The organism is Donghicola mangrovi (genome assembly GCF_013377535.1).
Lineage (GTDB): Bacteria > Pseudomonadota > Alphaproteobacteria > Rhodobacterales > Rhodobacteraceae > Donghicola > Donghicola mangrovi.
Map to the genome: position 1 here is coordinate 186,079 of NZ_JABCJE010000004.1, position 26,667 is coordinate 212,745.

The 26,667-nt window shown below is 62.6% G+C and carries 22 protein-coding genes; 3 read left to right on the top strand and 19 right to left on the bottom strand.

Going from position 1 to position 26,667, the window contains the following annotated elements; translation table 11 throughout:
• Positions 1–22 precede the first annotated feature (22 nt).
• The 9 genes from HJ536_RS11430 to HJ536_RS11470 form a co-directional block, all read right to left on the bottom strand.
• Complete coding sequence (locus tag HJ536_RS11430; RefSeq protein ID WP_177157793.1) at positions 23–1,144, bottom strand: ABC transporter permease; 1,122 nt, start codon at positions 1,142–1,144, stop codon at positions 23–25.
• Positions 1,141–2,064, bottom strand: a complete 924-nt coding sequence (locus HJ536_RS11435) for an ABC transporter ATP-binding protein (RefSeq protein WP_177157794.1) — start codon at positions 2,062–2,064, stop codon at positions 1,141–1,143. Before HJ536_RS11435 ends, HJ536_RS11430 begins: the two co-directional genes overlap by 4 nt.
• Positions 2,061–2,990: an HlyD family secretion protein gene (locus tag HJ536_RS11440; RefSeq protein WP_177157795.1), complete on the bottom strand. Its 930-nt coding sequence runs from the start codon at positions 2,988–2,990 to the stop codon at positions 2,061–2,063. Before HJ536_RS11440 ends, HJ536_RS11435 begins: the two co-directional genes overlap by 4 nt.
• Before the next feature lie 81 nt (positions 2,991–3,071).
• Positions 3,072–6,284: an efflux RND transporter permease subunit gene (locus HJ536_RS11445; RefSeq protein ID WP_177157796.1), complete on the bottom strand. Its 3,213-nt coding sequence runs from the start codon at positions 6,282–6,284 to the stop codon at positions 3,072–3,074.
• Positions 6,277–7,245, bottom strand: coding sequence for an efflux RND transporter periplasmic adaptor subunit (locus HJ536_RS11450; RefSeq protein WP_177157797.1), 969 nt, complete (start codon positions 7,243–7,245; stop codon positions 6,277–6,279). The genes HJ536_RS11445 and HJ536_RS11450 overlap by 8 nt, the downstream gene beginning before the upstream one ends.
• 86 nt (positions 7,246–7,331) lie before the next feature.
• Positions 7,332–8,216: a DMT family transporter gene (locus HJ536_RS11455; protein WP_228028701.1), complete on the bottom strand. Its 885-nt coding sequence runs from the start codon at positions 8,214–8,216 to the stop codon at positions 7,332–7,334.
• Positions 8,217–8,273: 57 nt separating this feature from the next.
• Complete coding sequence (locus HJ536_RS11460) at positions 8,274–9,026, bottom strand: SDR family NAD(P)-dependent oxidoreductase (protein WP_177157798.1); 753 nt, start codon at positions 9,024–9,026, stop codon at positions 8,274–8,276.
• A 265-nt stretch (positions 9,027–9,291) separates the two neighbouring features.
• A complete protein-coding gene (locus HJ536_RS11465) occupies positions 9,292–10,743 on the bottom strand; it encodes a TrkH family potassium uptake protein (RefSeq protein ID WP_177157799.1) in 1,452 nt (483 codons plus the stop codon).
• A 130-nt stretch (positions 10,744–10,873) separates the two neighbouring features.
• Entirely contained in the window at positions 10,874–11,578 is a 705-nt protein-coding gene (locus HJ536_RS11470; RefSeq protein WP_177157800.1) for a helix-turn-helix transcriptional regulator, read from the bottom strand.
• Positions 11,579–11,651: 73 nt separating this feature from the next.
• Between HJ536_RS11470 and HJ536_RS11475 the strand changes: the two genes are divergently transcribed.
• Positions 11,652–12,266 (top strand): glutathione S-transferase family protein, encoded by a 615-nt coding sequence (locus HJ536_RS11475; RefSeq protein ID WP_177157801.1) that lies wholly within the window; start codon positions 11,652–11,654, stop codon positions 12,264–12,266.
• Here HJ536_RS11475 and HJ536_RS11480 read toward each other — a convergent pair.
• Positions 12,263–13,420, bottom strand: coding sequence for a WD40/YVTN/BNR-like repeat-containing protein (locus HJ536_RS11480; protein WP_177157802.1), 1,158 nt, complete (start codon positions 13,418–13,420; stop codon positions 12,263–12,265). The two genes, HJ536_RS11475 and HJ536_RS11480, sit on opposite strands and share 4 nt — an antisense overlap.
• Before the next feature lie 118 nt (positions 13,421–13,538).
• Between HJ536_RS11480 and HJ536_RS11485 the strand changes: the two genes are divergently transcribed.
• Positions 13,539–14,222, top strand: a complete 684-nt coding sequence (locus tag HJ536_RS11485) for a DUF2161 domain-containing phosphodiesterase (protein ID WP_177157803.1) — start codon at positions 13,539–13,541, stop codon at positions 14,220–14,222.
• 54 nt (positions 14,223–14,276) lie between these two features.
• Here the strand turns inward: HJ536_RS11485 and HJ536_RS11490 are convergent, their stop codons facing one another.
• The 4 genes from HJ536_RS11490 to HJ536_RS11505 form a co-directional block, all read right to left on the bottom strand.
• Entirely contained in the window at positions 14,277–15,848 is a 1,572-nt protein-coding gene (locus HJ536_RS11490; protein WP_177157804.1) for a GMC family oxidoreductase, read from the bottom strand.
• A gap of 25 nt (positions 15,849–15,873) precedes the next feature.
• Entirely contained in the window at positions 15,874–16,398 is a 525-nt protein-coding gene (locus HJ536_RS11495; RefSeq protein WP_177157805.1) for a Twin-arginine translocation pathway signal, read from the bottom strand.
• Between the two features lie 30 nt (positions 16,399–16,428).
• The gene (locus HJ536_RS11500; RefSeq protein WP_176853918.1) at positions 16,429–16,824 is read right to left on the bottom strand and encodes a VOC family protein; all 396 of its coding nucleotides are present in this window, start codon (positions 16,822–16,824) and stop codon (positions 16,429–16,431) included.
• Positions 16,825–16,937: 113 nt separating this feature from the next.
• On the bottom strand, positions 16,938–17,231 hold the full coding sequence (locus HJ536_RS11505) for a ribbon-helix-helix domain-containing protein (RefSeq protein ID WP_177157806.1): 294 nt from the start codon (positions 17,229–17,231) through the stop codon (positions 16,938–16,940).
• A 129-nt stretch (positions 17,232–17,360) separates the two neighbouring features.
• On the opposite strand from HJ536_RS11505, the gene HJ536_RS11510 reads away from it, so the two are divergent.
• The gene (locus HJ536_RS11510; RefSeq protein ID WP_177157807.1) at positions 17,361–18,029 is read left to right on the top strand and encodes a GntR family transcriptional regulator; all 669 of its coding nucleotides are present in this window, start codon (positions 17,361–17,363) and stop codon (positions 18,027–18,029) included.
• A gap of 2 nt (positions 18,030–18,031) precedes the next feature.
• On the opposite strand, the gene HJ536_RS11515 is transcribed toward HJ536_RS11510, so the two are convergent.
• The 5 genes from HJ536_RS11515 to HJ536_RS11535 all read right to left on the bottom strand — a co-directional run bounded on the left by HJ536_RS11515 (position 18,032) and on the right by HJ536_RS11535 (position 26,567).
• Positions 18,032–19,222 (bottom strand): hypothetical protein, encoded by a 1,191-nt coding sequence (locus HJ536_RS11515; protein WP_177157808.1) that lies wholly within the window; start codon positions 19,220–19,222, stop codon positions 18,032–18,034.
• 174 nt (positions 19,223–19,396) lie between these two features.
• Positions 19,397–20,533, bottom strand: coding sequence for a cytochrome-c peroxidase (locus HJ536_RS11520; protein WP_177157809.1), 1,137 nt, complete (start codon positions 20,531–20,533; stop codon positions 19,397–19,399).
• 171 nt (positions 20,534–20,704) lie between these two features.
• A complete protein-coding gene (locus HJ536_RS11525) occupies positions 20,705–22,339 on the bottom strand; it encodes a calcium-binding protein (RefSeq protein WP_177157810.1) in 1,635 nt (544 codons plus the stop codon).
• 272 nt (positions 22,340–22,611) lie between these two features.
• Entirely contained in the window at positions 22,612–25,209 is a 2,598-nt protein-coding gene (gene mprF, locus HJ536_RS11530; RefSeq protein ID WP_338082433.1) for a bifunctional lysylphosphatidylglycerol flippase/synthetase MprF, read from the bottom strand.
• A gap of 317 nt (positions 25,210–25,526) precedes the next feature.
• Entirely contained in the window at positions 25,527–26,567 is a 1,041-nt protein-coding gene (locus tag HJ536_RS11535; protein ID WP_176853924.1) for a fatty acid desaturase, read from the bottom strand.
• Positions 26,568–26,667: the final 100 nt, after the last annotated feature.

The following is a 26,667-nucleotide window of genomic DNA, read 5'->3' on the forward strand; positions in this document are numbered from 1 at the left end:
CCGGTTGGCGCCCTTTTCCATTTCAGTCCAGTGTCTTGCGGAACCGTCTTAAGGCCAGCAGCGCCAGCGCCAGGGCAAACACAATCAGCGCCAAGAATGATCCCGACACGGTGGAAAACCCCGCGCCCTTTAGCATCACGGATCGGCTGAGCCGCAGGAAATGGGTCAAAGGGAAGATTTCCCCCAGCACCTGCGCCCACGCGGGCATTCCGCGATAGGGGAACATGAAGCCCGACAGCAGCATCGACGGCAGAAAGAAGAAAAACGTCAGCTGCATCGCCTGCATCTGCGTCCGCGCCACCGTGGAAATCAGATACCCAAGGATTACCAGCGCCAGCACGAACACAAAGACCCCCGCCAGCACCACCACCAGCGGGCCGACAAACGGGACGTTGAAAATCACCTTGGCCGAGGCTAAAACGACCGCCACCTGCACGCCGCCCACCCCCAGATAGGGCAGGATTTTCCCCAGCATAATCTCTAACGGCGTGGCGGGCATGGCCAGCAGGTTCTCCATGGTGCCACGCTCGTTTTCCCGCGTCAGCGCCATCGAGGTCATCATCACCATGGTCATCTGCAGGATCACCCCCAGCAGCCCCGGCACGATGTTGTATTGGGTGATCCCCTCGGGGTTATAGCGGCGGTGAACCACGATCTCGACCGGCAGGCTGCTACCCGTGGCCCCCGTCTCTCGGGTCAGGGCCGAAGAGGCCACCGTTTGCAGCGTCGAGATCGCGCCAGAGGCGACCGAGGGGTCGGTGGCGTCGGCCTCGATCAGGATTTGCGCGTTGTCGCCCCGCTCGATCCGCCGCCCGAAATCCGAAGGCACGGTGACCACGAACGCCACATCCCCGCGGGCGATCAGCTCTTCGGCGCCTTCGGCAGTGGCGTCGGGCAGGATGAAGCGGTAGTACCCGGTCATCTCGAGCGCGCTGACCATGGCACGGGTAAAGCGGTCTTGCGTGGGGGCGACCAGCGCGGCGGGCAAGGCCTTTGGGTCCGTGTTGATTGCAAACCCGAAAAGGATGAGCTGGAGCAGCGGCATCCCCAGCATCATCGCAAAAGTAATGCGGTCGCGCCGCATCTGGATCACCTCTTTGACCAGCAGCACCCAGAGCCGCCCAAACGAGAAATAGCGGCTCATTGCATGTTATCCGTTGCGGCTGACATGAGTTGGATGAACACGTCTTCGAGGCTGGTTTCGGCGGGATTAACCACGTTTCCGGTCTCTCCAGCGACGCGCGTGGCCGCGGCACGCAGCCGATCCCCATCCCGTCCCACCACATGAAGCGTCGCCCCGAACGGCGCGATCTGGTCCACGCCATCGGCCCCGCGCAGGCGCTTTTCAGCCTCGCCCGTGTTGGGGCCGGTGATGATCATGGTGGTCAGGCCCGCGTTGTGCACGACCTCGGCCACGGTGCCGGTCGCAATCAAGTGCCCGTAGGAAATATAGGAAATCCGGTGACAGCGCTCGGCCTCGTCCATGTAGTGGGTCGAGACCAGCACCGTCAGCCCCCCATGGGCCAGTGCATGGATTTCGTCCCAGAACTCGCGCCGCGCCTTTGGGTCCACGCCCGCAGTGGGTTCGTCCAGCATCAAGAGGTCGGGCTTGTGCATCACGCAGGCCGCCAGCGCCAAGCGTTGCTTCCACCCGCCCGAGAGGGATCCCGCAAGTTGGTCTTTGCGGCTGGTCAGCCCCAAGTCCTCTAGCGTCTCGCGCACCGCCTCGCGGCGTTTGGGCAGCCCATAAAGGCCCGCCACGAAATCGAGGTTCTCTTTGATCGTCAGGTCCTCGTAGAACGAGAATTTCTGGGTCATGTACCCAACCTTGCGCTTGATCGCGCCGCGTTCGGTGCGGATGTCGTGGCCCAAAACGCGCCCTTCGCCGCTGTCAGGCTCCAAGAGCCCGCACATCAGCCGGATCGTCGTGGTTTTGCCCGACCCATTGGGACCGAGAAAGCCCATAATCTCGCCCTTGCGAACCGACAGGGTCACATTGTTCACCACGGCCTTGCCGCCGAACTGCTTGGTCAGGTTCGAAACCTCGATCGCGGGGGCGGTCATGGCAGGGTCACGCTGACGATCTGGCCGGGTTTCAGGGCCTCTCCGGCATCGGGGGTGGCCTCGATCAGATAGACCAGCTTTTGCCGGTTCTCGAGCGAGTAGATGACCGGCGGGGTGAATTCGGGCTCATCGCTGATGTAGCTGATGGTGGCGGTCTGGGGCGCGCAGCCGTCACAGCCGACGGTCAGGGTGTCACCCACCTGAACCTGCGCATAAGACGCCTCGGGGATATAGAGCCGCAGCTTCACCGCCCCTTCGGCGAGGGTCGACAGGACCGGCGCGGACGGCCCCGCAATCTCGCCCGTCTGCCGGACCACGTCCATCACGGTGACGTCCTGCGGCAGGGTCAGAGTGCGTTGGTCCAGCTGCCATTGGGCCTGATCGCGGGTGGCTTCGGCGGCGCGCACGGCGGCTTCGGCCTCGGCGATGGCTTGGGGGCGAGCGGGCAGTTTGGCGACCGCAAGCTCTGCCTCGACCTGCGCGATGGCGGCACGGGCCACCTCGGCCGAGGTGACGGCGTCGTCCCGCTGCGCGTCGGTGACCACGCTGCGGGCGTTCAGCTCGACCATGCGGGCCTCGTTGCGGTCCGCTTCGGCCGATTGCAGGCGAGCGGCGGCGAGGTTCGCCTCGATCACGGCGATCTCTTCGGGGCGGGCGCCTTCGGTCAGGTTGGCAAGGGCGCTCTGGCTTTGGGCCAGTTGGGCCTGCGCTTGGGCCAGTGCGATTGCGGCGTCCTGCTGCTCCATCACCGCCAGAACGGTTCCGGCGGGCACATGATCGCCGCGAGCCACGTTCACCTGCCGGATCTGGACGGTCTGCACGGGGGCCACAAGGGTATACTCCCCCTCCACATACCCCGTGGCAAAGGGCGCAGGGGTACAGTTGGCAATCGCCGCAATCAGCGGCAGGCTGCAAAGCAGGCTCATGGGGCGGCCTTTCGGTGTAAACCGTTGATGTCAGGGGCAAGGTCCCATCCGGTCCCTGCCCCTGCAAGTGTTTATTCTGCCTCAGGTCTTGGCGATGCGATAAATCGCGGGGATCACCAGAACCGTCAGCGCGGTCGACGACAGCAGCCCGAACAAGAGCGAAATCGCCAGCCCCTGAAAGATCGGGTCCACAAGGATCACCGCCGCCCCGATCATCGCCGCCAGAGCGGTCAAGAGGATCGGTTTAAAGCGGGTCGCACCAGCCTCGATCAGCACATCGACGGTGACTTTGCCCTCGGGGTCTGCGTGGCGGATGAAGTCCACCAGCAGGATCGAGTTGCGCACAATGATCCCCGCCAAGGCGATAAACCCGATCATCGAGGTCGCCGAGAATGGCGCGCCAAACAGCCAATGCCCCAGCATGATCCCAAGGAAGGTCAGCGGCACCGGCGTCAGGATCACCAGCGGCAGGCGGAAGCTGCCGAACTGCGCGACCACGAGGATGTAGATGCCCAACAGAGCCACGCCAAACGCTGCGCCCATGTCGCGGAAGGTGACCCATGTGACCTCCCACTCGCCATCCCACAGCAGGACCGGCGTATCGGGGTTGTTGGGCTGGCCGTTCAGGCTGATCTGGGGCTTCATGCCTTCGGGCCAGTCCATGGCGTCCAGTTTATCGGCCACGGCCAGCATCCCGTAAAGCGGCGCCTCATAGTCGCCCGCAAGTTCGGCCATGACCATCACCGCCTCTTGCCCGTTGTGGCGGAAGATGGGGAAGGACGCGTTTTCCTCGGTCAGGGCCACCACATCCCCCAGTTCGACCACACCGCGCCCACCGGGCAGGGCATTGGCGGGAACGGGCGTGGACAGGGCCTCGGCGTCCATCACGCGGTCGCCGCGGTCGCGGGTCACGATGATCGGGATCGGCGCGCGGCCTTCGCCCCGATGAGAATAGCCGACGGTGCTAGAGCCGTTCAGCAGTTGCAGGGTTTGCAGGGCATCTGCCTCTTGGACGTTGTAGAATTCGAGGTCCGAGGGCTTAAGCTCTGCCCGCAGCCGGCGGGCCTGAATGCCGTAGTTGTCGTCGGTGTCCACGATGAACGGAACCTCTTCGAAGGCAGCGCGGACCTTCTCGGCCACGGCGCGGCGGGTGTCGCCGTCGGGGCCATAGATTTCCGCCAGAAGGGTCGCGATGACCGGCGGGCCGGGCGGCGGTTCAACGGTTTTCAGGACGGTCCCTTGGGGCAGGTCCAGCGCGGCCAGACGATCCCGCAGGTCCAGCGCGATATCATGGCTGGTGCGGTCGCGGTCGGTTTTCGGCAGCAGGTTCAGCTGCACCTCGCCCATTTCGGGGTTCTGGCGCAGGTAGTAGTGGCGCACGAGCCCGTTGAAATTGAACGCCGAGGCCGTACCCGCGTGGGTCTGGGTGCTGACCACTTCGGGCAGGTCCAGCGCGATGCGGGCCACTTGGCGGGCGATGCCGTCCGTCGCCTCGACCGAGGCCCCTTCGGGCAGGTCGATCATCACCGCCAGCTCGGATTTGTTATCAAAGGGCAGCAGTTTGACCGTCACGTCCTTGGTGTAGAGCAGCGAGAGCGAGCCAAAGGACAGCACCGCCACGATCAGCAGGAACAGCGCGCTGCGCCCCTTGCCCGACAGCAGCGGGCGCGCCACGCGGGCGTACATCCGGCCCATGCGGCCACCGGGGGTGCCGTGATCGTCGTGGTGCAGGGTCGCGCGGCCTGTGATCTTGTACATCAGCCACGGGGTGATCATCACCGCCACAAAGAACGAAAAGATCATCGCGGCCGAAGCGTTAGCGGGGATGGGGCTCATGTAGGGGCCCATCAGGCCGGACACGAAGAGCATCGGCAGCAGGGCCACCACCACGGTCAGGGTTGCAACGATGGTGGGGTTTCCGACCTCGGCCACGGCGGCGACGGTCGCGCCAAAACGGGTCTGACCTTCGCGCTGAAGGCCCCAGTGTCGGGCGATATTCTCGATCACCACGATCGCGTCATCCACCAGAATACCGATGGAGAAGATCAGCGCGAACAAGGACACTCGGTTCAGAGTGTAGCCCATGATATAGGCCGCGAACATGGTCAGCAGGATCGTCACGGGGATCACGATGGCGACCACAATCGCCTCGCGCCAACCGATGGTGAACAGGACCAGCGCCACGATCGACACGGTCGCCAGAGCGAGGTGGAAGATCAGCTCGTTCGCCTTTTCATCCGCCGTTTCGCCGTAGTCGCGAGTGATCTCGACCTGCACCGAATGGGGGATCAGGGTGCCTTCCATCTCTTCGACCGAGTGCAGGATTTCCTCGGCCACGGTGACGGCGTTGGCCCCTGCCCGCTTGGCCAAGGCCAAGGTCACAGCGGGGGCCTCTAGGATCGTGCCATCCTCGGCGCGGCGCTGGGTGCTGACGTATTTATCGTCCAGCCCGCTGACAAAGCCTACATCCGCTACATCGCGGACATAGACCGTGCGGCCATCGCGGGCGGTCAGCTCCAGATTGCCGATCTCGTCTGGGGTGGTCAGGGTCTGGCCGATGATCAGGCTGACCTGCTGGCCCGCATCACGGACCAGACCACCGGGCGCGGCAGAGTTGGCGCCTTGGACTTTGGCCACCAGCTGCTGGAGGGTCACGCCATAGAGAGACAGCTTTTCGGGGATCGGGGCAACGCGCAGCGCCTCCTCGGTGCCGCCGATCAGATAGGTCAGGCCGACGTTTTCGATGGTGGACAGGCGGACCTCGACCTCCTGCGCGATGCGGGTCAGGTCGGCGGAGGTGACATCGGGAAAGCCTTCGGTCGGGCTGAAGGTCAGCGAGACGATGGCCACGTCATTGATCCCGCGCCCCACGACCAGTGGCTGGGGGATGCCCACAGGAATGCGATCCATGTTCGCCAGAATGCGGTCACGGACCCGCAGGATCGCGGTGTCCGCCGACACGCCCACGTCGAAACGAGCAGTCACCATGACGCTGTCGTCGCGGGTGTCCGAGTAGACGTGTTCGACCTGATCGATTCCTTTGACAATGGTTTCAAGGGGTTCTGTGATCAACTTCAGCGCATCTTCGGCCCGCAATCCGCTGGCATCGACAAAGATATCAACCAAGGGCACGGAAATCTGCGGCTCTTCCTCGCGCGGCAGGCTCATCATCGCGATCAGGCCCACGGCCAGCGAGGCCATCAGCAAGAGCGGCGTCAGGGGCGAGTTCAGGAAGGCGCGGGTCAGGCGCCCCGCGATCCCCAATGCGCCCGAGGGGATGTGTTCGTTACTCATGATCGATCACCACTTTGGCGCCCGCACTCAGGCCGGTGACGATTTCCACCAGCGCGGCATCGCCCTGCCCCACGGTGTCGCCGGGGATCACGACTTGGGCCACGGGTCCGTGGGCGGTCTCGATGGTCACGAAGTCCAGTCCGGCCTCTTGGTGCAGCGCGGTCGGCGGGACCAGCAAGGCCTGACGTTCCGCAACCGGCAAGCGCACCTGCACGCGGCGGCCCACGAAACGGGCCTCGAGCCCCTGAACGTCTACGTCCGCCTCAACCCGTCCGCCCTCGATCAAGGGGTAAACCTTGGCCAAGGTGCCGGTCATCGCGCCGTCCCCGTCGATTTCGATGGTGTCGCCGGTGTGCAGCGCCTCGGCGTGGCGTTCGGGGATCGACAGGCGCAGATAGGTGCCGCCGCCGCCGATCACCGCAACGCTTTCGCCGGGGTTAATCACCGACCCGCGAGAGAGCGGCACGTCCAGCACGACGCCATCCTCGGGGGCCAAAACCTGCCCCTCTTCGATCTGGCGCTCCAGCACCAGACGTTCGGCCTGAATGGCGGACTGTTCGCCCCGCAGCACGTCCACGGCGGTCTGCAATTCGTCATACCGCTGGTTCGAGATCACGCCGCGCTCTTTCAGCGCCTCGCCTCGGGTCAGGTCGGTTTGGGCCGTTTCTAGGCGCGAGGCCACGGCCTCGAGCCGCGCATCAAGGGCGGAAATCTGGAAGTCGATCTTGGTGTCCGTGATCGTCGCCAAAAGCTGGCCGGCCGTGACCTTGTCCCCTTCGGAGACGTCCAGCGTGTCCACGGTGCCAGCGATCCGCGCGCGGGCGGGCACGCGGTCTTTGGTTTCGATTTGGCCGAACACCGACTTCCATTCGGTCACAGAGGTCGGCGTCAGGGTCAGGGTTTCGGCATGGCTCATGGCCCCGATCGAGGCCATCGCCAGTGAAAGAACTATCGCGCGCATATCATCCCCAGAATCAGTTACATTCCGAAATATGAATGCATGATGTGCGATTGGCTTTGATCTGGCGCAAGGCGGGGACAATCCCCCTAGAACGGCCCCACTTTGGTGACCCGTGGCCTGCTGCGTTGCAGGGTATAGAGGCCCGAGGCGATGATAATGGCCGCGCCGATGACCGTGTAAATGTCCGGAATATTTCCGAAAATCAGATAGCCATAACCGGTCGTCCAGAAAATCATCGTATATTGCAGGGGGGCGACGACCACGGCCTGCGCGATTTCCAGCGCTTTGATGACCAGAAACTCTCCGAACCCGCTGCAGGCGGCGTAAACCATGAACAGGATCACGTCCTCTCGCGGGATGGGCTTCCAGACAAAGGGCTGCACCAGCGCCAGCAGGAACACCGACGTTAGCGCCGTAAAGGCCACCGTGGTCACCGTCGGGTCCACCCCTGCCAAGGAGCGCGAGATCACCTGCCGCGTGGCGAACAGGAACGCCGACACGATCACCACCAGATAGGCGGGGTGAAAGCTGTCAAAACCGGGCCGGATGATCACCATCGTCCCCAGAAAGCCCGCGATGATCGCTGTGATCCGCCGGATGCCGACCTGTTCGCGCAGGAACACCACCCCGAGGATGGTCACAAAGAACGGCGCCACAAAGGCGATCGAGCTGGCATCCGTCAGCGGGATATATCGCAGGCCGATCACGAACAGGAACGCCGATACCGTGGCACACAGGCCCCGGAACAGCTGCATCTTGGGCGCTTTGGTGTGGAACGGGTTCTGCCGCGTGAACATCACGAACAGGGTGATCCCGACCAGAAGGCCCGTCTGCCGGATCCCCACGATTTGCAGCGGATGGTACCCGCCAGCCATGAATTTGGCGATCGTATCGGCCGAGCCGAAACTGAACATCCCCAGCGCCATCAGGGCAATCCCTTTGGCGTTCGAGGGGGTCGCGGTCTGTGTCATAACTACCTGCGAAATGCGGATTGGAGGGGGCCACCATCGGCCCTCTCCGGTGTCGGATCAGCGGCGCAGCGCCGGAAGGCCCACGCCCGTGCTGTCAAACCCGCCGTCCGAGGCCACGACCTGCCCCGTCACATAGCTTGCCCGTTCGGAACACAGGAATACGATCACTTCGGCGATCTCCCGTTCCGAGCCGTACCGGTTCAGGGGGATGGCGTCGTGGTAGGCGTCGATGATTTCCTGAGAGTGGACGGCCATCGCCAGCTTGGTGCGGACGGGTCCGGGGCAGACGCAGTTGGCGCGTATACCGTATTCGCCCAATTCGGCGGCCTGCTGTTTGGTCAGCTGGATCACCGCCGCCTTGGACGTGCCATAGGCCACACGCAGGGTCGATGCCCGCAGCCCGCTGATCGAGGCGATGTTCAGAAACGCGCCCTTGGTTTCCTTGAGCGCGGGAATGCACGCCTGCGAGACAAGGAACACCCCATCAAGGTTCGTCTCCATCACACGGCGCCACATGGCAAAGTCGGTTTGCTCGATCGGGCCGAACTCGGCCACGCCCGCATTGTTGACCACCGCATCAATCCGGCCAAATGCGGCCAGCACATCAGCAACCATCGCGTCCACCTGCTCGGGGATGGAAACGTCATAGACAAAGGGTTTCGCGGCCGCGACACCTTCGGCGGCCAGCGCCAGTTCATCGCCGTCGCGGTCGATCATCGCGACATGCCAGCCTTCTTCGATGAACAGATGGGTGGTGGCCAGGCCAATCCCGCGCGCCGCGCCGGTGACCAGAGCAACTTTGGTCGTCATATCAATTCCTTGTTCGGAAATCTTGCTACTATTCGTTCCTGCCGAGGCAGAGCCTGCTTCATCCTGATACCGGTAACGAATCCGGTCCGAAAAATTCCGGATCGGGGCCAGAAGCGCGCCCCGATTGCGCCATCCGATGATTTGCATTGGTCCTCTCCCTGTCTTGCCAAGGGGCCAAGACCCCGCAGCAAAGCCGCCCCCAACAAAGGGCACAGCAGACCCAGCAAAGCTTACGCCTCAAAAAGCTGCGGTGTAAACGGAAACCTTAGCGGGAAATGCGATGGGCCGGACGGGTGGCAACAGCGTATTCCTGCCAGAACATCGGGGTGAATAGGATCAGAACGGTCAGCATCTCTAGTCGGCCCAAATACATGCCGATGGTCAGCACGAATTTCACCGGATCGCTGAGGGTGGCAAAGTTGCCCGACGGCCCCACGATGCTGCCCACGCCGGGGCCCACATTCGCCAGCGCGGTCAGGGCGCTGCTGGTGGCGGTTTCCAGATCCAGACCCAACAAGGCCAGAATGATGGTCATCACCACAAAGGTCGCAAAGTAGAACACAAAGAACACCACGACGCCGTTCAGGACGTCTTCGTCCACGGCGCGACCTTCGTATTTGATGCTGGTGACGCGGTTCTGGGATTGGACGTTCTGGAACTTGGCCACCACGGCGCGCCATGCCAGCAGCCAGCGCATCGCCTTGGCCCCGCCCGCGGTCGAGCCTGTGCAGCCCCCCACCGCCGTCAGGAAAAAGAACGCCATGACAAAGAACTGCCCCCACTGGGTATAGTCCGTGTCCGCGTAGCCCGTGGTCGTGACCACGGACACCACGTTGAACGCCACCAGCCGTAGAGCGGTGGTAAAGGGCATCTCGGACGTGGCGACCAGCCAGAACGACAGCACCAGAATGACCACCGCAAGGCTCCAGAGCATTGCCGAGACCTGCTCGCTATAGAACATCCCGCGGTTCAGAATCCGGATGTACCAAGCAAAGGGCAACGCCCCCAGCAGCATGAAGATGGTTCCGGCCCATTGCAGAAACGGGCTCTCGAAATGGGCAAAGGACGCGTCGTATCCCGAATATCCGCCCGTTGACAGGGTGGTCATCGCATGGGTCACGCCGTCAAAGAAATTCATGCCCCCCGCCATATAGACGAACGCGCATACCGCGATCAGCCCGATATAGACCTGCAACGTGGCCGAGGCGAAAACCGCCGCGTTCCGCAGCTCTTTTTCGCCCTTGTCAGAGCTTTCGGTACGGAACAGCTGCATCCCGCCGACCTTGAGGATCGGCAGCACCGCAATCGCCGTCACAACAAAGCCCACGCCGCCCACGCCCTGCAACAGCGCCCGCCAGAAGATGATACCGCGCGGGGTGTGGTCCAGCCCGCTCATGACCGTTGAGCCGGTGGTGGTGATGCCCGACATGGCCTCGAAAAGCGCGTCGATCGGGGTCAGGCCCCACATCCACAGGGGCACGCCCCCCGCAATGGCGCCGGTCATCCACACAGTCGAGGTCATGACAAAAGCGTCGAGGCGCTCCATCTCCATATCCGGCCGATAGGAAACGATCGCCAGCATCATACCCAGAAAACTGGTCAGCAGCCCCGCCAGCAGGAACACCCCCGCCGTCGAGTGAAAGAACAGCGCCGTGACCCCCATCAGAACCCCGAAGAAGGCCAGAACCACACCGTTCATGAAGACCACATAGTACATTCTTCACGCCCCGAACCCCGGCAAGTGTGCCGGAAACGACTCGCACTGCCTACGACAACCGGTCTGCCAGTGCGAGTCCGAGTATAGTCGCGTGCCGTATGTAATTCGCGTTTGCAGCATAAATGCCGCGTCAAACCGTGTTCCGGCGGGGATATTGGCCGCGTGTTTCAGCAAATTCGCGCACCATGGCCACGCGGCGCGGGCGAAAGCTGTCCTGCCCTAGCGCCAGATTTTCGATCCTAGAGACGTGGAACAGGCGATAGTCCAGCCGCACACGGCAATGCCCCAGCAGCATCAGGTTCCCTTCGCCATAGGACATGGCAAGGGGCCAGACCTCGCGCTCGGAGACCTGATCGCGCAGGTCGGTGTAGCGGAAGGTGACGCTGACTTCCTCCCACAGGGCGTGGCGCAGCAGGTCCATGTCAACGGTCACGGGCGGACGGTCATCGGGGCGGCGGAAGTTGCGCAGGATGGTGTTCATCGCCTGCCGCGCCTGACGGTCGGGCAAAGTCGCGATGATGCGGGCGATGGCGTTCTGGCCAGCCTCGGACAGCGCGGGGTCGGCCAGTTGGTCCAAACCCGACAGACCCAGCACCAGCGCCTCGATCTCGAGCCGGCTAAAGCTTTGGGGTGGCAGGGCGCTGTCCTCGGTCAGGGTGTAGCCTAGCCCAGCCTCTCCGTCGATCAGCGCGCCGCCCGCGCGCAAGGTGGCAATGTCGCGGTAAAGCTGCCTGCGCGACACTCCCGTTTCCGTCGCCAAACGGTCGGCCGTCACCGGCGCGGGCAAGCGGCGCAGGGTGTCCATCAGGCGCATCAGGCGATCTGTTCGGGCCAAGGTTTCCTCCTGACGGAATCTGTCAGCAGGGACAGATTAGAACAGGCTTATTCAAACCGAAAGGATAACGCGAATGACTACTCTTTATCACGCTCCCATGTCCCGTTCCTCGTCCGTGCTGGCCCTGATCGAAGAGCTTGGCGCTGACATTGATGTGCAGACCGTCAGCATCCGCCGCATGGGCGGTGCCGGTGCCCCCGATCCGGCCAACCCCCACCCCGAAAAGCGCGTGCCCTATCTGGTGGACGGCGACGAACACCTGCGCGAACGCGGCGCTATTTTCCTGTACCTGACCGACAAATTCCCCGGTTCGGGTATCGCCCCCCAAGTCGGTGAAAAGGGCCGCGGCGCCTATGTGACGTGGATGTCCTATTACCAAGGGATCATGGAGCCGGTGTTCATCAACACCATGCTGGGTCAGGCCACCCCCGACATGATCAAGGCCTATGGCACCTTTGACGATATGATCGCCACGCTGGTGGCCGCGCTGGAAAAGGGGCCCTACCTCTTGGGGGAAAGTTTCTCGGCGGCGGATATCCTGTGCTCGAGCCCCTTCCACTGGATGGCGCACATGACCCCCGATATCCCGCTGGTGCAGGACTGGGTGAAACGCTGCGGCGCGCGACCCTCGATCGCCAAAATCGCCGCAGCGGATATGGCCGCGATGGCCGAAATGGCCGAGGCCTAAACTTCGGGGCCGATCACCTCGATCGATTGAATGGTGGGCAGGTGGCGCGCGATCTCGTGCCACGTGTCCCCTTCGTCAAAGCTGGCAAAGACCGATCCGCTGTTGGTGCCGAAATAGACACCCACCGGATCGGCGCGGTCGGTCGCCATGGCCTGCCGCAGCACGGTGAAATAGCACGACACCTGAGGCAGGCCGTCCCGCATGGCCTGCCAATTCTGCCCGCCGTCGCGGCTGCGCCACACGGCAGCGGCGGCATCGGGGGGATAGCGCCCCTCCATGTCGCCATTCAGGGGCAGGTTCCAAAGGGTCTGCGGATCGCGCGGATGGGCGGCAATGGGGAAGCCAAAGTACGAAGGCAGCCCCTCGCTCATGTCCTCCCAACTCCGGCCCCCGTCGGCAGAGCGCCAGACCCCGTGGTGGTTCTGTTGATACAGCAGATCGCCCTGCCCTGCCCCGTGCGCGATGTTGTGCACGCAATAACCTGTCTCGCCGTCCTTAGGCGCCGCAGGATGGTGGTGGTGGCCGCAAGCCTCGGCGTTGGCCAGACGGTTCCGACGCTCCCACGTGGTGCCGCCATCTTCGGTGGCGAACACACCGGCGGCGGAAATGCCGACCCACATCTTTTTCGGATCTTCGGGGCTGACAACGATGCTGTGCAGGATCAGGCCCGCCGCCCCGCCATTCCAGTCAGGCCGCGAGGGATGGTCGGTCAGCCCGTTCACCCGCTGCCACGTGACGCCGCCGTCATGGCTGGCCAACAGGCCCGCCGGTTTGGTGCCCGCATAGACGACCCCATGGGCGAACCCCAGCGACCACACCTGAGAGAATTCATCGCCAAAGGGCGGCGCGTCCGGCGTCCAGCCGATCATCGCGGCAAAGCCGGGATCGTTCGCGGCCCAGTCATCCATGGTGCCCTTGGTCAGCTTGGCCAAAGTCCACGTGGCCCCGCCATCGTCGGACCGCCAGACGCCCGCGCCGAACCATTCGCCGCCGCCGCCAGCCCAGAGCCGGCCCGTCGCCGGATCGCCCACCACATGGTTGATCGACCAGCCGCCGCAATGGGGCCCCGTCACTGTCCAATCTTTGCGCGCCGCATCCGAACACACCAGAAAAGCGCCCTTGGTCGTTCCGACCAGAACCTGAAACCCGTCCATCGCGACTATCCCCCTCGATCTCGCTTGGGGGGACTATAACACGGGTCTGCGATTCCGCTTAGCGACATTCCTGAAAGGCGCGTTGACGTTTCTGCGGCGTCCCTGTTACCTCGGCCCCATGCGTGAGGCCGACCTGTACGAACCCGTCAAACTCTACCTCGAAGGCCAAGGCTATACGGTCAAGGCCGAGATCGGCGCGTGCGATGTGATGGCCATTCGCGGGGACGAACCGCCCGTGATCGTGGAACTGAAAACCACGTTTTCCCTGGCGCTGATCTTTCAGGGGGTGGAGCGGCAGACGGTGTCGGATTTCGTATACGTGGCGGTGCCTGTGTCCTCGGATCGCGGATGGAAGCTGCGGTACAAGGACATCACGCGCCTCTGTCGCCGGTTGGGCCTGGGCCTGCTGGCGGTGGATGTGAAGAAGGGCAGCGTGACCGCGCATCTCGACCCCGAGGATTACACCCCTCGCAAAAACACCAAACGCCTTGGCCGCCTGCTGCGGGAATTCGAGCGGCGTGTGGGCGACCCCAACACCGGCGGGACCACGCGCAAGAAACAGGTCACAGCCTATCGTCAGGATGCCCTGCGCTGCGCCGCCTATCTGGAGGGGCGCGATCCCTGCCGCCCCGCCGAAGTGGCCCGCGAAACCGGCGTTGCTTTGGCTGGCCGGATCATGCTGCACGACCACTATGGCTGGTTCGAACGGCCGCAAAAGGGGCTCTATGTCCTGACGCCCAAGGGGGCCGCCGACATCGTCACCTATGCGGATGAAATCGCCGCCCTGACCCAAACAAAGTAGCGGGCGCCATCGCTGGCACCCGCCGTTCGCCCCTGCAACAGGACTTGAGAGACCTTAGAGGTTTCCGCGCGACATCTCGCCCGCGATAAAGTCCGCCTGACGGATGGCCAGCGCCACGATGGTCAGGGTCGGGTTCTCGGAAGCGCCAGTGGTGAACTGCGAGCCGTCCGAAACGAACAGGTTCGCGATGTCATGGGTCTGGCCATGGCGGTTCACAACGCCATCCCGTCCATTCTCGGACATCCGGTTGGTGCCAAGGTTGTGCGTCGACGGATAGGGCGGCGTCGGGAAGACGCGGGTTGCGCCCACGGCCTCATAGATCGCCATACCCTTTTTGTAGGCGTAGTTGCGCATCGCGATGTCGTTGGGGTGATCATCGAAATGCACGTTGGCGACCGCCAGACCGTACTGGTCCTTGACGTCATGGTTCAGGGTCACGCGGTTGGTTTCCTGAGGCATATCCTCGCCCACCAGCCACATGCCGGCCATGTTCTCATAGCCATCCAGCGCAGTGGTGAACTCGCGGCCCCAACCACCCGGATCAAGGAACGCCGCCATGAACGGCAGACCAAGGCTCAGGGTCTCCATCTCGAAGCCGCCGACGAAACCGCGGCTGGGATCGTGACGGGCTTCGTCCTGAATGATGCCAGCCATAGTGGTGCCGCGCCACATGCGGACGGGTTTGTCGAATACACCGTAAACCGAGCCGGTCATGTGGCGCATGTAGTTGCGCCCCACCTGACCCGAGCTGTTTGCCAGACCATCGGGGAACATCGACGAGGCCGAGTTCAGCAGCAGACGCGGGCTTTCAAAGCTGTTGCCTGCCACGCAAACGATGCGGGCCTTCTGCATTTGCAGGTTGCCGTCCTTGTCAAAGTATTCGACGCCGGTGACCTTGCCTGCCTCGTTGTGCAGAATGCGGGCCACGTGGCAGCGGTCGCGCACCTCGAGGTTGCCGGTGGCCTCGCCGCGGGGGATGTCGGTGTAGGCGGCGGACCATTTCGCGCCCCACTTGCAGCCCTGAAAGCAGAAGCCGGTCTGCTGACAGGACATCCGGTCGTCATAATCGCCAGAGTTGATCGCCATCCGGCCCGTGTGGACCTCTTTGTAACCCAGCGCCTGAGCGCCCTTTTCAAAGACCTTGAAGTTGTTGTTCCCCGGCAGGCCAGCGCGGCCTCCTGTGCGGGTCACACCCAGCTTGGTCTCGGCCTTTTCGTAATAGGGCGCCATTTCTGCCCCGTCGATCGGCCAGTCCAGAAGGTTCGCCCCCTGCACGTCGCCATAGGTGGTCTTGGCCTTCCACTCGTGCTCTTGGAAGCGCAGGGATGCGCCCGCCCAGTGGATGGTGGTGCCGCCGACGGCCTTGACGATCCAGGCGGGCAAGCCGCTGAAATCCTTGGCCACGCGCCAGTCGCCGGACGTGGTGCGCGGGTCGACCCAAGCCAGCTGGCCAAAGCTTTCCCATTCGTCGTTGATATAGTCGTCGGGCAGATAGCGACCGCCCGCCTCGAGCGAGACGACCTTGACGCCCTTTTGTGCCAGTTCGTTGGCCAGAACGCCACCGCCAGCGCCGGTGCCGATAATGACGACAACGCTGTCGTCGTTCAGATCAAAGGTTGCAGGCATAGTTTATTCTCCTCCCACTATGGCCCTACAGCCAGTTGATGTCGTCAAAGCCGCGCTCGATGTAGCCACCCTGAGAGTAGCTCTCGCCCTCGTAGCCAAAGATCGGCCACACAGCTTTCTGGTTGTACAATCCGGTCACGAGGCCGCCGCGGATCTGCTGGAAGAACGCGCTGTCTTCCATCCCGCGCAGGATATCCACGCGGTCGCGTTCCCATCCGGTGTCCAGATAGCTGGCGTTACCCTTGCCCTGAGCGGCCGCGTTCAGCGCCGCGATGCCCGCCTCGATGGCGGGGGCGGCCTCTGCGGTGTCATAGCCTTTGACCGCGATGACGTAGAACTCGTCCGCCACCTTGTCGTGGGGATAGATGTCACGCGCCATCTGGACCAGAGTCGCCAGTGTTTCGGGTTTCAGTGCGCTGGCCTCGACTGCCCAAGCGGCCGAACCGCTGGTGACGAAACCGGTGCCTACCATGAAGGTCGCGCCTGCCGCGGTTGCCCGCGACAGGAGTTCGCGACGGGTCAGCCCCTTGGGGCCTTGGTTGTTGCCCATTTTTCTCCTCCTCCCTGAGAAAATGTCAGCTCATTTGAAACGGCCGCCGCGCTCCAGAACCTCGATCTGGTAGCCGTCGGGATCAGCAACAAAGAAGAACCGCGCGACGACCTCCCCGGCGGGCGCGAATTCAACCAGTTTGCGGGGGTTCAGACCTGCGGCCTCGAAACGGGCATGTTCCGCGTCCAGATCGGACACAGACACCGCCAGATGTCCGTACCCGTTGCCAAGATCATAGGGCTCCTCCTTGCCCTTGTTGATCGTCAGCTCCAGTTCGAACTCCGTTTCGGGGTTGCTCAGGTAAACCAATGTAAAATCAGGGAAATCCAGACGATCCGCGACAGTCAGGCCGAACGCTGCCTCATAGAAGGCCAGCGATCGCGCCTCGTCCAGAACGCGGATCATGGAATGGATGGCTTTGGCCATCTGCGGCTCCTTTCCTTGGTCGATTGTCTGGAAACCAGCGTAATCGGGGGAATGGGGGCCGCGGGTAGTAGCCCTTTACTACCTGTTATTTTTTCTGCCGGGTTAGGATGATCTTATTCGGCGGCCACAGACAGCGCAGGGTGCGAGGCCGGATTTTCCATGAACTTCAGGCAGCAGCAGCGCAACAGAGAGGTAAAGTTCGAAGGCTCCCCGTGCAGTTCCAGAACTTCGGAATGCAAGGTCGAGATGAAGTGGGGCGTCGACACGGATTCGGACGCGGCGATATCATCCAGAATGGCCCAGAAGGCGTTTTCCAGACGGATGCTGGTGCTCTGGCCGTTCAGCCGCAAACGGCGGGTGGTTAAAGTGTAACGGTCCGGGTCTTGGCTGGCAAAGACGTGGCACATGATCGTTCCTCCCTTGATCCGCACGCACTGGAGCGAGTGTACGCCTAATGTTGAATTTCGTATACGAAATTTGCAATTAACCATTTACGGTGTATTGAGCAATCTTAGGAACAGCAGAACAGGTTTCGGATGGAAACGATCAAGCCCCAGAAATCGCTGGTCGATCAGACCTACGAAATCCTATTGAACGCGATCTGCACAGGCGAGTTTGCGCCGGGCACACGGCTTAATCAGGATGAACTGGCCGCCCGCCTGAATGTATCCCGCCAGCCTGTGAACAGCGCCATATCGATTCTGCGGACCAACCGTCTGGTGGTCGATACCGGCCGTCGCGGGGTGGTCGTGGCCGAGCCCGACATTTCTCTCTTTCAGTCGATCTATGAGTTCCGCAGCGTGATCGAGCCCTTGGCGGTCCAGCTAGCTTGCACCCGCCTGCCCGCCGATGCCGCGCCCGAGGCCGAAGAGATCCTGATCCGCGGTGAACGCGCCGTCGCCACGCGGGACACTAAGGCCCTGCTCGAGGCCGATATCGACTTTCACCAGATGCTCTATCGCTGGAGCGGCAACCCCGTCATCGACACCTCAATGCAGCTGAACTGGCACCACATCCGGCGCTCGATGGTCGAGGTTCTGAAAACCCCCTTGGCCGCCGTCAGTTCATGGGCCGAACACCGGAATATCGCCCGCGCGGTGCTGTCCGGCGACACCACCGCCGCGACCGAGGCGATGCGCCATCACATCAACCACGCGAACGAAAAGATCACGGCGACCCTGGCGGACCGCCGCGATCCGAAGTGAGATCAGTTCCCGCTGGCCACGTATTCGCCCGAGAACCCTTTGGACAGAACGGTCAGCGAGGGCATGAAGATATCCTCGGCCATTTCGATCGACGGGCGGATGTACCAGACCTCGTCCCCGAAAACCGTCCAGTAATTGGGGCTGTCGCCGTCATACCCACGCTGCCCGCAAGAGGCGCGCGGCCCGTCCGACGACTGCGCCAACCCCATATTGTCCACTTGGTATTTCAGCGGATCGCGGCTCTGGCGGATCAGCTTGCAGCCCGCCATTTCCGCGGGGTCCTCTGACCACTCGGCCGCGCGCTGAAGGATCGCGTTCGCCCCTGCCCCGTGCGCGGCGTAAATCTCGGCCACTGAGTCGTCTGACATTTCGTATACGCTGTTCACCAGCATCAGATCAGAGCGGTGATTGCCGCCCGCGAATTCCAGCTTGGCGGTTTTGGAGCCGCACTGCGCGGCAAGGTACAGCAAGTAGCGATCGCCGGGCAGCTCGGCCTGACGCACCGCCCAACGGCAGTCCTGCCCGTCAGGCGCATAGGGCGGCTGGTCGGGATAGGCCGCCAGATAATTGGCCGCCCGCCCCTGACAAATGTTCGATCCGGGCAAACGCGGGCCATCATCGGGACACCCCGTCGCGGGCTGCTGCATCGCGACCGAGTCCCCATCGGGATCGGCATAGCTGACGCCTTTGGTCGCCACACATTCGCGGACTTTGGCCACGGCCGCAGCGGTGCCGCTCAGACTGCGATCCACAGAGGCACGGCCGATCTCGATGATCATCTGGTTGCCCTGCATCACGCGGTCCAACTCCGGCAGACCCAACCAGGCAAAGGTCCATGCGTCCGTCGAAACGCCAGAAATGTTGCGGGACACGCCATCAACTTCCCACATGCTCTGGAAATCATTGCTGGCCCCCGAGGGCGCATAGGGGATCGCGACCTGCCACTGCCCCCCGTCATAGCCGATGCGCCAAAGGGTATCCCCCGCGCCGGTCTCTGCCGCGCAATAGGCAGCGCGCCCGTTTGTCTGGCCGTATACGATATTCCAACCGCGCGCTTGGCCGTAGGATTGCTCGATCACGCCATCGGTTCCGGCAATATTGAACCCGCCGTATTCATTCTTGAGCGCACCGCTGGCGCACGCCGTCCCGAAACCGAGCATCGCAAAAGCGGCAAAAAGTCGATTTACCTTCATATGACCCTCTACACACGTCATTTAAAAGAATTCCGTTTAATAGGGGCTAGCCTACACAAATGCAGAGCAAGGGGAACGTATTTGTGAAATGCAAAAATCGTCAGAATTATTCACATGAAAAAAGGGGCCGCACCCATGCCGCCCCTTTTTAAAATCCGAATTCCGGCTTTATCGTTATTTCTCGGCAAGCAGATGTTCGTACCGCTCGTCGGTCAGGGTTTTCAAAAACGCGACCAGCGCGTCAATTTCCCGATCTTTTAGCGCAGGGCCCGTGGTCAACTCTGTCGTAGCAAGGGTCTCGGGCACCGGCGGCGGGCCGAATGGCTCTCCGGTTTCGGGGCTAATCTGGCGCTTTTCGGAAATGGAATTGTATTTATTATAGAACAGGATAACGGTGCGCAGATCCTGAAATACCCCGTTGTGCATATAGGGGCCGGTCACGGCGACATTGCGCAAGGTGGGCACTTTGAATTTACCGGCCTCGGCGGGATCATTCACGCCGGGATGCGCAGCAAGCCCTTGGTCCACCAGATCCATCTGCACCCCGTTTATTTCTCGCAAGTCAGGGTTATTGGGGACACCAATATTGAAATACTGGAAATTGGTGAACATCTCGTTTTGGGCGGCAGGACGGACATTCAATTGATGGCACAGATTACAATTTGTGAATTGCTGGGAAAAGAACAGCGTCTCGCCAAGGGATTCTTCGGCGGTCAATTGGGCCTCGCCGCGCAGATAGCGGTCGTATTTGCTGTCGAAACTGCTGAACACATCGGTGCGTTCATAGGCGGCCAGTGCCTGGGTTAACGCGGCATATCCGGTCTCGGGGTCGTCCAGCACGCCCTCCCCCAGTAGCGATCCAAAGACCGCAACGTAGTCCCCGTTTTCCTTGATCCGCGCGACGACCGAAGCCTTGTCCGGCATCCCCATTTCAATCGGGTTCAAGGGCGGTCCGCCTGCCTGATCCTCGAGCGAACTTGCGCGCCCCTCCCAGAATTGGCCACCCTGCCAGCGGCCGTCCTTGTCCTTGCCAAAGGCGGGGGTGTGGGCGGCGTAGGTCACTGTGGGCGCGTTCCGGTCGCCGAAAGACGCCCCGTCATCCCCGATCGAGGCCATGCCCCGCGGGTCCGCAAAGCCGGTTTCGGGATCGTGACAGGTGGCGCAGGCCTGCGTGCGGTTCGCCGACAGGTTGGTGTCGAAAAACAGCGCCTCGCCCAAGGCCTCTAGGCTGTCATAGGCGTGATCCTGCGCCACGGCAGGCAGGGCCGACAGGCAAAGGCTGGCTACCATCAGAATGCGAGACTGACCCATGGACGAACTCCTGAAACCTACGCGCGGGATTAGCTGACTTTTTCTATTGGGTATTTGATCGGGATCAACCCCTCTTTCAATGCGACAAAACGCAAAGAGGCCCCGTCGCCGGAGCCTCTGGTCATTTACCGTAAATGAAGGGGTCGCGCCAGACGGGCTGGCGCCGAACCGTTAGCCGAACACGAAACTGTCAGCGTCCAGCAGGGCCGCATCCACGCCGGTCAAGGTGATCGAGCCGCCGGAGTAATCCACCACCGCATCGCTGCCAGCTGCGGTCACGGTCAGTTCGTCGAAGGCCGTTTCGTCGCCAGCGTCGATGTACAGCAGGTCGGTGCCGATTTCGAAGTCGGTGATGGTGTCGTCGCCATCCGCATCCTCGAACACAAAGACATCCGCGCCGGTGCCGCCGGTCATGGTGTCGTTGCCCGAGCCCCCGACCAGTCGGTCATCGCCATCGCCGCCGTCCATGATGTCATCTCCGGCCTGCCCGAACAGACGGTCATTGCCCGCATCGCCAGCCATGCTGTCGTTGCCCGAGCCGCCCTTGATGATGTCATTGCCTTCGCCACCGGACAAGGTGTCGTCGCCCGCCTGACCGAACAGGCGGTCGTTGCCGGTGTCGCCGCTCAGGCTATCCAGACCGGCGCCGCCCTTGATCCGGTCCGCATCGTCGCCGCCTGACAGATCGTCATCGCCGCGTCCGCCGAACAAACGGTCCCGACCGGCGCCGCCCGAAAGATGGTCATCCCCGTCATCGCCGGACAGGCGGTCACGGCCAGAGCCCCCGGTCAGCGTGTCGTCATCGGACCCGCCGTAGAGCCGGTCATTCCCGCGCCCGCCTTCCAGATCATCGTCGCCTTCGCCCCCGTGCAGCTCGTCGCGGCCACCGTTGCCGATCAGACGGTTCGCTGCCGCATCCCCCGAGACATAGTCATCGGCGTCACCAGTCTCGACCTCTTCGATGTCCGAGAAGGTGTCGTAGCCATAGCCGGTGTCCTGCGCCTGATCATCGTCCAGATCAATGTGAACCGAGGTGCTGCCATGGTAAACGACGCGGTCATGGCCTTCGCCGCCCTCGTAGATGTCATCACCATCTTCGCCCTGGAAATCATCGTCGCCCGAGGTGCCCTCGTAATAGTCGTCATCGTCCACGCGGGTGTAGTCACCGGGGGTATAGCTGGCGACCAGCGCGTCAATGTCGGACAGATCGGGGGCGCCATGACCCTCGGCGACCTCGGTGTAATAGCCGGTGGTGGCATCCAGTTGATAGACGCTCCATTCCATGCCGCCGCGCTTGACCTCTACCTCGACCACATAGTCGCCAGAGATGGTGTAACTTTCGTTCGGCGAAATCGGCTCGATTTCGAGCGATCCATCATCCTCGACCTGATAGATCGAGACGACGGCAGTCCCCTCCTCATTCAGGTTGATCTGATAGACATCGCCATCATGGCCATGATCCTCGGACCCGTCGCTGTCTTCGATATCGTCATCCTCGGAGTCATCGGTGGAATAGGTCAGATCAGCGGTCGCATCGATAATCGCGGCCAGACCATTACTGTCCAGCGTCCCGCGTCCTTCGGCAATTTCGAACCAATAACCGGTGTCCGCATCCTGCTTGTAAACGGTGTATTCGGACCTGCCGCGCTCTGCCTCGGTCTGGATCACATAGCCGTCCAGCAAGGAGAAGGTTTCGTTGCTATCAACATCCTCTGCCGAAAGCTCACCCGAGGATGAAACCTCGTAGACCTGAGTGATGGTACCGTCGGTATCGAAATCGAAAGAATAAAGATCGTTCGAAGACATTTTTGCCCTCCCTTGGTTTTTGGCATCGCTGTCCAAAGTCTGGGTCCAATGATGCCTAATTTGTAATCGGCAGTAGGGTGTAAATTCCGGCGAAAACGGATATCGGCCTCAGGTTTATGTGGGAAAAACGACCGTATGTCGTATCCCGCAGGGCATAAACTATCCCGATGCGCCGTCCATGGAAGCCGCTTTCGCACCGGTTGGTTAGCGAAGAATGAACATGGAAAATTCAGGATTTAGCCAGAGGCGCGGGTATGGCGCCGATCACAGAATCACGGTTTGGGCGCGGATTTCCGTCGCTGCAAACGGTGCTTGCGGCCCGAAATCAGCAGGGCAACGTCGCTCATCGCCACCAGTGGCGAGACGTTCGTGGGCAGCGCCACATAGCGCGGGCGCCACTCGGGCTGGAACGCTTGCTTGAAGGCCCGCAGCCCCTCGAAATCGCTGAACGCGCCGCCGTGGCGATAGATCATCCGGCCAAAGCGGTTCCACGTGCGGGCGATCGTGCGCTCGGACAGGCCAGACAAGGGCGCCACCCCGAGGCTGAACTCTGCCGCGCCTTCGATGCGGAAATGCTCGATCATGTTCAGGAACATGAACTCCATAATGGCCGCGCCCTCTTGGGGCAGATAGCGCATCAGGTCGATGGCCTTGAACCGCCCTGCGCCAGAGGACATCACGTTGCAGAAGGCAACGATGCGCCCTCCATGGCGGACCACGGCAATGTCGAACCCGTCCAGATATTCAAGCGCGAAGGGCCCGACGAGGAACTTCTTTTCCTGACCGGTTTTGCCCGCCAGCCACGCATCGGACACGCCCCGCAACTCCTGAAACACCGCGTCGGAATGGGGCGGCGTCAGAAGGTCAAAGGTATAGCCGTCCCGTTCACGCTGCTGCTTGGCCGCTTGCATGGCGGCAAGGGTGTCAGAGGCGCGGTCCAGCGGGATCACGGCCTCTTCTCCGACCTTGTTCAGGGCAAAGCCAAGGTCGGTCCACATGGACAGATGAGCGGCGCGGACCTCGTAGAACACGGGGCGGGCATTGGCACGGGCCGCCCGTTCGCTGAACCGCCAGCACAGGGCGGCAAAGCGGTCGGGGTTGCCCACGGGATCGCCATAGGCAATCCAGCGCCCCCCAAGAACCGCGTACATGATGAACGCATCGCCTTCGTCCGCGAACAGGATCTGTTTATCCCCCGTGACGGCGAGCCAGCCCTGGGGGTTGCCGGACGCCTCGATGATCTGGGCCGCGCGGGACAAGGGGTTCGCCTCGTCCACAGCGGGGCCGCGTCGGGGCGACGGGCGCGTGGCCAGAAACAGGCAGAACAGCAGCAGCAGCGCCGAGGCTGCCAAACCCGCCCGCAAGGCGCGGGGCGTGTCGGAGGCAGGGGAAAACTCGACCCACAGATCGTTGCTATAGGGCACCGTCCGGTTGGCAAAGAAGAAGAACGCCGCCGTGGCCACCATCACCGCCAGCACCATCAGGAACCAGCGCAACTCGAACACGCCTTGGGTCAGGGGCCCGTGCCGGTCAAAGGACTTGTGCAGGGGCAGCAGCGACAGCGCGCCCAGCCCCAAGAGCATCGCCCCATGCAGGTTGAAGTCGCTGACCAGCGCCGCAAAGGCCCCCGCCAAAAGCGTTGCCACCGCCATCCAGAACGCCGCCGACACCCGCCGCGCCAACCCGTGCGAGATGATCAGCAGGATCACCCCCGCCATCGCCGAGGCCAAGGTGCCCCCTTCGCGCAGGAGGGTGGACAGCAGATCCCCTTCGGCCATCGCATCCACGCGGACCGAGGGGATCATGGTGACCATCAAGAGGTAAACGCCGTACCCGAACGCCACCAGCGCCGCCAAGGACGGCACCAGCCCGTGCAGGGTGGACAGTGCAGGCTGCACCGGCTGCGGCAAGCGCGCCAACAGACGGCCAAGGAAACCGCCGGCCTCTCGTGCCTCGTTTAGCGCGACGATCAGGAAGCCGATGCCGAAGGGGATGAGATAGTAGATCAGGCGGAACAGTAGCAGCGCAGCCGCCGCATCCCCCACAGGCACCGTGGCTGGCAGGGTGCCGATGACCACGGTTTCGAACACGCCCACCCCGCCGGGCACGTGGCTGAGAACGCCCACCATCATCGCCGTCGAATAGATCGCCACAAAGGTCGCGAAGTCCGGCTTGCCCATCGGCAGCAGCACCCACAGGGCAAAGGACGCTCCCGCGATGTCCAGCAGCACCACGACCACCTGCCCCGCCAGATCACCCGGCGGCGGCATACGCAGCTGATAGCCCATCAAGCTCAGACGCCGGTCGCCCACGGACATCCACGTGATCAGGGCCACAGAGCCAACGAAAATCGCAGCGGCGACCCAACGCACAGTCTCGGGTCCATAGGGCAGATAGGCCAGCACCGCGTGGGGATGGATCGCCATTGCCGCCAGCCCCACCAGCACCAGACCACTGCCCAAAGCCAGCCCGATATAGCCAGAGATGGCAGCCACCTCGAACGCATTCAGACCGTAGGCGGAATAGATGCGATACCGGACCGCCCCGCCCGACACCACACTGACCCCGATGGTGTTCCCGAAGGCATAGCCCAGAAAGCCCCCCAGCGCGATGATCCCGCCGGACAGGGACTTTCCGATATAGCGCAGGGCGTACCAGTCATAGAAGGCCAGCGCGACATAGCCCAGAACCGTCCCCGCCGCCGCGCCCCACAGGGCAGAGGCGGGCGTCGTGCGGATCTGGTGCAGGATCATCCCCGTATCCACCGGCCGCAACAGGTGCAGCAACGCATAGAGCCCCGCCGCAAACAGCACCGCCCCGAGCAGGATCGGGAAAGCCCGACGCAGCATTAGCAGATATGAACGCGACACAGACGAACTCCTGACACTTCTCTGAGGCCTATGGCACAGGGAGGCGCTGGTTTGGAAATTGTTTTGGCAGACAAACTGCTCTCTTGGGCGGATTTGTAAAGTACGACCTAGGGGTGCCGCACGGTCAACTGCCCGGATTTTTCAGCCAGAGCAGGGGGAAACCCGAAGCGGTCATACAATTTTGCCGGGTCGGGGATTAGCTGACCTATGGCTTTCGGGCCCTTTGGGGCGGCGTCGCCGATGCCCCCTTCAAAGAAGAAAGGCGCAAACCACCGGTTCGCGCCCTTTTGTGAATGTCTTGAGTGGCTGCATCGGCCTCAGGCCAGCGCGGCCTCGGACCGCAGCATCTTGGCGTATTCGCGGAAGGTCAGCAGGCGGCGGGTTTTCACGTCCCACAGGTGACGGCGCGCGCAGGCAAAGCTCTCCAGAATGGTCAACTGCTGTGCTTCGCCCAAGGCGGGGTAGTCGCGCAGAACCTCGGGCAAGCGGTAGAACGGGATGCGGCTGTACAGGTGGTGCACATGGTGGATGCCGATATAGCCGACCATCCACGCCATCCAACCGGGCATGATATAGTGCGAACTGCCGTGCAGGGCCGCGTGGTGCAGGTCCCAATCTTCGGTGTTGTCCCAGCAGGTCTCTTCGAACTGGTGCTGGATGTAAAACAGCCAGACGCCAACGGTCGCGCCCACGACAACCGACGGCAGCCAGACCAGCAGGATCGCGCTGAAGCCACCGATCAGCCAGAACACCACCAGCAGGGCCAGAATGGCCGCGTTGGTGCCCATGGCGCTGGTCCAGAAGCGACGCTCGCCCATCAGACCCAGCGGAATGCGGTTCTGGAACAGGAACAGCAGCGCAGGCGCCATTCCGAACAGGAACAGCGGATGACGATACGCGCGATAGCCCAGACGGCCCCAGAACCCGCGGGCGCGGTATTCCTCGGTGGTCAGGGTGGTCACGTCGCCCATGCCGCGCTTGTCCAGATGGCCCGCGGCCGAGTGGTGCACCGCGTGTGTCTGACGCCAGACCGCATAGGGGGTCACCGTCAGCACGCCAAGGATACGGCCCAGCATGTCCTGCGCCTTGCGGTTCGGCAAAAGCGCGCCGTGGCCGCAGTCGTGCTGCAGAATGAAGGTGCGCACCAGAAACAGACCCGCGACAGCCGCCACCAGCAACGCCAGGATCGGCAGTCGGGTGGACAGCCAGATGCCCGCGCCCCACAGGGCGAACAGCGGGACCAAAGTCACCACAATTTCTGTAATGCTACGCGACAGATTCGGGTCACGGTACTTGGCCAATACGCGAATCCACTCGCGCTCGCTGCGGATCTCGGCCTCGGTGTGCTGTTCGGTCATGGTCCGGCTCGTTGTTTTTCATTATCGGGCTTATCCGAAAAGAACGAACAGGCCATGCGCCGATTTACACAAAACAAAGTTAGCAAGAAAGCCGAATTGC

Bases quoted from the DNA above. Each gene is read 5' to 3' on its own strand.
- HJ536_RS11525 (WP_177157810.1), bottom strand. From the start codon at position 22,339: ATGTCTTCGAACGATCTTTATTCTTTCGATTTCGATACCGACGGTACC.
- HJ536_RS11455 (WP_228028701.1), bottom strand. From the start codon at position 8,216: ATGACACAGACCGCGACCCCCTCGAACGCCAAAGGGATTGCCCTGATG.
- HJ536_RS11465 (WP_177157799.1), bottom strand. From the start codon at position 10,743: ATGTACTATGTGGTCTTCATGAACGGTGTGGTTCTGGCCTTCTTCGGG.
- HJ536_RS11515 (WP_177157808.1), bottom strand. From the start codon at position 19,222: ATGAAGGTAAATCGACTTTTTGCCGCTTTTGCGATGCTCGGTTTCGGG.
- HJ536_RS11485 (WP_177157803.1), top strand. From the start codon at position 13,539: ATGCGTGAGGCCGACCTGTACGAACCCGTCAAACTCTACCTCGAAGGC.
- HJ536_RS11535 (WP_176853924.1), bottom strand. From the start codon at position 26,567: ATGACCGAACAGCACACCGAGGCCGAGATCCGCAGCGAGCGCGAGTGG.
- HJ536_RS11505 (WP_177157806.1), bottom strand. From the start codon at position 17,231: ATGTGCCACGTCTTTGCCAGCCAAGACCCGGACCGTTACACTTTAACC.
- HJ536_RS11495 (WP_177157805.1), bottom strand. From the start codon at position 16,398: ATGGGCAACAACCAAGGCCCCAAGGGGCTGACCCGTCGCGAACTCCTG.
- HJ536_RS11500 (WP_176853918.1), bottom strand. From the start codon at position 16,824: ATGGCCAAAGCCATCCATTCCATGATCCGCGTTCTGGACGAGGCGCGA.
- HJ536_RS11510 (WP_177157807.1), top strand. From the start codon at position 17,361: ATGGAAACGATCAAGCCCCAGAAATCGCTGGTCGATCAGACCTACGAA.
- HJ536_RS11490 (WP_177157804.1), bottom strand. From the start codon at position 15,848: ATGCCTGCAACCTTTGATCTGAACGACGACAGCGTTGTCGTCATTATC.
- HJ536_RS11430 (WP_177157793.1), bottom strand. From the start codon at position 1,144: ATGAGCCGCTATTTCTCGTTTGGGCGGCTCTGGGTGCTGCTGGTCAAA.
- HJ536_RS11520 (WP_177157809.1), bottom strand. From the start codon at position 20,533: ATGGGTCAGTCTCGCATTCTGATGGTAGCCAGCCTTTGCCTGTCGGCC.
- HJ536_RS11435 (WP_177157794.1), bottom strand. From the start codon at position 2,064: ATGACCGCCCCCGCGATCGAGGTTTCGAACCTGACCAAGCAGTTCGGC.
- HJ536_RS11475 (WP_177157801.1), top strand. From the start codon at position 11,652: ATGACTACTCTTTATCACGCTCCCATGTCCCGTTCCTCGTCCGTGCTG.
- HJ536_RS11440 (WP_177157795.1), bottom strand. From the start codon at position 2,990: ATGAGCCTGCTTTGCAGCCTGCCGCTGATTGCGGCGATTGCCAACTGT.
- HJ536_RS11445 (WP_177157796.1), bottom strand. From the start codon at position 6,284: ATGAGTAACGAACACATCCCCTCGGGCGCATTGGGGATCGCGGGGCGC.
- HJ536_RS11460 (WP_177157798.1), bottom strand. From the start codon at position 9,026: ATGACGACCAAAGTTGCTCTGGTCACCGGCGCGGCGCGCGGGATTGGC.
- HJ536_RS11450 (WP_177157797.1), bottom strand. From the start codon at position 7,245: ATGCGCGCGATAGTTCTTTCACTGGCGATGGCCTCGATCGGGGCCATG.
- HJ536_RS11480 (WP_177157802.1), bottom strand. From the start codon at position 13,420: ATGGACGGGTTTCAGGTTCTGGTCGGAACGACCAAGGGCGCTTTTCTG.